Genomic DNA, 3,215 nt, shown 5'->3' on the forward strand with positions numbered 1-3,215 from the left:
TCGTTCACCAAGACATCTCTAAAGACTCCGCCAACCACAGCGGTAATGACACCCATCAGGACCGCAATCAAAGGGCTGCTGCCTAATTCCAGTGCGATGTGGGTTCCACCTGCGGTAAAGATTCCAAGCCCAATGGCATCTGGGACCAAAATAGCCCGCTCCGTGAGCTCAATGTGTCGAGAGCGGAAGAAAAACGGCATTGCGATCGCTAGGCCAATAAGTGCCCAAACCCAAAACTCTTGCTCGGCCCAGAAAAATGGTTTGCGCTCTAAAAGCACATCTCGTAAGGTTCCGCCACCGAAGGCGGTCACAAAGGAAACCATCACAACACCAACCAGATCAAAGTGCTTTCTAGCAGCTTCAATCACACCGGACAGTGCAAATGCAATAACGCCGAGCACTTCTAGGGCAATCACGAATGTGTTGAGGGTCAAGGTATCTCCTGTTGGTGCCGAAGGCTGGAGAGTCTAAAAGCCTTGGGGCTTGTAACGAGTTGTGAGATTAGCAGAGAAATAAGCCCGCGGTAAGGGGTGGGTGGATAGACTTACCCCCACTGCTAAAGATGGTGAGAGCGGGCTAATTGAGCTTTCTAGACAAGGTTGAAAAGCGCATTGAGACAGGCATTGGCTTTGTCTTTGCGCGTTTGAGCAAAGCCGAATTGCAGCCTGTTGAACTCAGCCAGGCAATTCGCTCAACCATGGATCAGGCTGCCGCTGCGGTAGCTAAAGACCGAGTGCTAGTTCCACACATTTATAAGATTCTGATTTCACCAATCGACCTCCCAAGAATTACCCCTGGAATTCTCAGTGCTGTACAGCTCGAGGTAGCGAAATACGCCGCCAAGCAGGGTTACCGACTAGCCAGCAATCTGGAACTGCAGCTCGCCCCAGACCACCACGTTCCTCGTGGTCAGGTCAAGGTTTGTTATGCGGTGCTCAACAACTCTGTCAACTGGATGCCGGCCCTGATTGTCGATTGCAAGCGGATCTCCCTAAAAACTGGTGTGACGACCGTGGGTCGCGAAGATGTGGCAGATATTGCAATTGACGATCGTGGACTGAGCCGAATTCACTTTGAAAGTGCTTGGAACGGTGAGGTCGCTGCAATCAGAGATCGCCAGTCCACTAATGGAACTTTTGTTGATGACGCCCGAATCTCGGAGGTCGTGCTTCGCTCCGGCAATGTAATCAAGGCTGGCCGAAGCGAATTTGAATTCGAACTCAGTGCGAATGCGCAGGTGGATGGATGAGTGAACTAGCGCTTTTTTTAGTAAGAATCGGCTTTGTTGCAGTGCTTTGGATCTTTATCCTGAGCCTGTTATCGGTTATTCGTGCTGACCTTTATGGTCGCCGCGTAATAAGCAAGATTGCCAGGCAGAATGCCCCGGCCCTTGCCGGCGGTGGATCGGTGGTCGGATCGGTAGCGAGCCTTGGTATCGAAGACGGTGAAGTCTTTGACCCAACTCAGATCGCAATGCTCACCGGCCGAACCGCTGGAACATTTATCGACATCGCGGGTAAGCGAGAGCTACTAATTGGCCGAGGTGCAACCTGTGACGTTGTGATCTCCGATGAGTTTGCATCGAACATGCACTCCAAGCTGGTTTTGGTTGGTGAGGACTGGGTGCTGCAGGATTTGAACTCAACTAACGGCACTTACCTAGATGGCAGAAAAGTAACCACTCCGGCAACCATTCGCCAGGGTGCAACCATTCGAATCGGCACCACTACCTTCGAGTTGAGGTAATTAGCGGTGGCGGTCAAATCCATCTCCTATGCGGCTAGCGACATTGGCAAGCACCGCAGCTCAAATCAGGACTCTGGCTACGCCGGTTACCAACTGTTTTTCGTGGCCGACGGCATGGGTGGTCATGCCGGAGGAGATATTGCATCTGCGATTTCATCTCAGCGCATTGCGTTGACCGATGCTCGCTATGACAGCACCGAGGAAGCAATTGACTCGATTCGCACCGGAATCCTCGAAGCCAACGGCATGCTCTCTGCGACGGTGGCAGATCACCCAGAACTTGAGGGCATGGGAACCACCTTCTCTGGAATGTTGCTGCACGGCTCACAGATCATCACCGCCCACATTGGTGACTCGAGAATCTACCGCGCTAGAGATGGCGAAGTTACTCAAATCACCGCTGATCACACCTTCGTTCAAAAGCTGGTTGACCTGGGGAGAATCACCCCTGAAGAGGCGCTGGTTCATCCACGTCGCAGCGTTTTGATGCGAGTGCTGGGAGACGTCTCAGGCGAACCAGAGATTGATATAGCTCTGCATGACGCACTGCCCGGGGATCGCTGGCTACTCTGCAGCGACGGTCTATGTGGTGTGGTTCCAGAAGCCGTGATGGGGCGCATCCTCACCTCAAGAATTCCAACCGAAGAGGTTGCGGAACTTTTGGTCGGCGAGGCACTGGAATTTGGTGCGCCAGACAACGTCACCGTCGTGATTGTTGACTTGGTTCGCCCTGCCACCAACTTGGAGTTTGAACCCGGTGCACACTTTGTAGGTTCGGCAGCCAATGAAGTGGTAATCGAGGAGCGCAAGGGCGGCAAGATACTGCGACTGTTCTCACCGCGCAGCTTGCTTGACCTGCTGCAAACCCCAGAAGACCCAACGAAGTATGCCCCTGAGTCCGAGGAGCTTTTGAACAAGATCCTCTCGGAGACCAGACGCAAGATTCGCTGGCGCTCATTCCGCATTGTTGCCAGCTGGTTCTTGGTGGCAGGATTGCTTGCCGGTATGGGTGCAGTTGCCTACCAGTACACCCAGACCCGCTACTACGTCGATGTTTACCAGGGACAGGTCACTATCTTCCAGGGCATTCGAGAGTCTTTGGGCCCGTGGAAATTCTCCAACCCATACCTGGTGAGTGAGATTCAACTCGATGACCTACCGCTTTTCCAGCAAACCCTGATCGAACGCTCCATTTCTGCTGAGTCACTTGAGGATGCCCAGCGCATCATCGAGCAGCTGCGGGAGAGTAGCCGATGAGTAACGTCTCCCTAACCACAGCGATTCCGATGCTGCTAAAGGCAGTGCCAAGGTCAAGAAACTTTGAGGCGGTTTTACTGTTCTGGGTGGCGGGTATCAATGCCTTCGCTCTGGCTCAGGTGCAACTAGCGGTTTTGCAGAAGATGAGCTGGGACATGCTTTTCTATTGGGCCCCTCCTGCAATCGCCGCGGGTCTGGTGCACTACATCCTT

Annotated in this window: 4 protein-coding genes and 1 pseudogene; 4 read left to right on the forward strand and 1 reads right to left on the reverse strand. The window is 53.3% G+C overall.

Annotation, left to right across the window (positions count from 1 at the left end):
• Nucleotides 1–434: trimeric intracellular cation channel family protein (locus AC128V_RS06970; RefSeq protein WP_482763378.1), on the reverse strand; the 434-nt coding region annotated here is incomplete at its 3' end.
• Between the two features lie 146 nt (nucleotides 435–580).
• Between AC128V_RS06970 and AC128V_RS06975 the strand changes: the two genes are divergently transcribed.
• The 4 genes and pseudogenes from AC128V_RS06975 to AC128V_RS06990 form a co-directional block, all read left to right on the forward strand.
• The gene (locus AC128V_RS06975; RefSeq protein WP_482763946.1) at nucleotides 581–1,249 is read left to right on the forward strand and encodes an FhaA domain-containing protein; all 669 of its coding nucleotides are present in this window, start codon (nucleotides 581–583) and stop codon (nucleotides 1,247–1,249) included.
• The gene (locus AC128V_RS06980; protein ID WP_482763947.1) at nucleotides 1,246–1,746 is read left to right on the forward strand and encodes an FHA domain-containing protein FhaB/FipA; all 501 of its coding nucleotides are present in this window, start codon (nucleotides 1,246–1,248) and stop codon (nucleotides 1,744–1,746) included. Before AC128V_RS06975 ends, AC128V_RS06980 begins: the two co-directional genes overlap by 4 nt.
• Before the next feature lie 6 nt (nucleotides 1,747–1,752).
• Nucleotides 1,753–3,003, forward strand: a complete 1,251-nt coding sequence (locus AC128V_RS06985; RefSeq protein WP_482763948.1) for a PP2C family protein-serine/threonine phosphatase — start codon at nucleotides 1,753–1,755, stop codon at nucleotides 3,001–3,003.
• Nucleotides 3,000–3,215 (forward strand): annotated as a pseudogene (locus AC128V_RS06990) (hypothetical protein); the annotation flags it as partial. The gene AC128V_RS06985 and the pseudogene AC128V_RS06990, both read left to right, overlap by 4 nt.

It is taken from the genome of Aquiluna sp., assembly GCF_965064355.1.